The sequence below is a fragment of the Mesorhizobium sp. M6A.T.Cr.TU.017.01.1.1 genome, assembly GCF_004023115.1.
GTDB lineage: Bacteria > Pseudomonadota > Alphaproteobacteria > Rhizobiales > Rhizobiaceae > Mesorhizobium > Mesorhizobium mediterraneum.
Genome location: NZ_RZTA01000267.1, coordinates 1 through 809, shown reverse-complemented (window position 1 = coordinate 809; position 809 = coordinate 1). Strand labels below are relative to the sequence as shown.

Sequence of the window (809 nt, the reverse complement as noted above, 5' to 3'; positions counted from 1 at the left end):
GAGCCTGGCTGAAACCGCCTGCTCATTGTCGGAATTGAGCTTGATCAGGCGAACATGCGGCTCCAGTTCGTTTGCTGCCGCTTCATATGCCGGCGCCATCATCTTGCAGGGGCCGCACCACGGTGCCCAGATGTCGACGACGACGGGGAGGCTGCTTCGCGTGACCTGGCGATCGAAAGTCGGTGCATCGACGTCTGCCGGGTGACCCGAGAACAGCTTGGAGCCGCACTTTCCGCATTTCGCGTCCCTGGCATTGCGTGCCGGCGGCAGGCGATTGACCCCGCCGCATTTGCCGCAAACCACCAGATTTTCCTGCGCCATGGCCATTCACCTGCTGAAGTCGATCGCCGCCGTCAGGATGCCGTCTTGAGTGAAGCACGCTGCGCAAAAGCTGCCGCGTCCGAAACACTCGCCAACTCTGCGGCGATGTCGGCGAGCTTTCGATCGGCGTCGACCTTGCGCCAGGCGGGCGGGGTGGCATTTCGCTGCAATTGCCGCGACAAGATGTCGACGGTGGCGTCGGAAGGACCGCCCCTGCGTTCGCTCACCCGCTGCCAAAGAACGAGCGGATCCGCCTCCAGCCAGAATCCGGCGAAAGTGACGCCTCTATCACTTGCCGCCTTCTCGATGCGGTCGTGATCGGCCGGCCTGTCAAAGACGGCATCGGCGACCACCGAACCGCCTTCGGAAAGGATCAAGTCGGCGCGCCATGCCATTTCGCGGTAGACGCGGTCGGACACTTCCGGTCGATAGGCCCTGTCCGGCAGTTTCGTCTCGACTGGCACCCCATGCATGGCTTTGCGGATGCG

At 63.3% G+C, this 809-nt stretch carries 2 protein-coding genes; both read right to left on the bottom strand.

Going from position 1 to position 809, the window contains the following annotated elements; translation table 11 throughout:
* A partial coding sequence (locus EOB36_RS33910) for a thioredoxin domain-containing protein (RefSeq protein ID WP_128286594.1) occupies positions 1–321 on the bottom strand: 321 nt, incomplete at its 3' end.
* Between the two features lie 32 nt (positions 322–353).
* The coding region (locus EOB36_RS33905) for an AAA family ATPase (RefSeq protein WP_164897727.1) at positions 354–809 on the bottom strand (456 nt) is incomplete at its 5' end.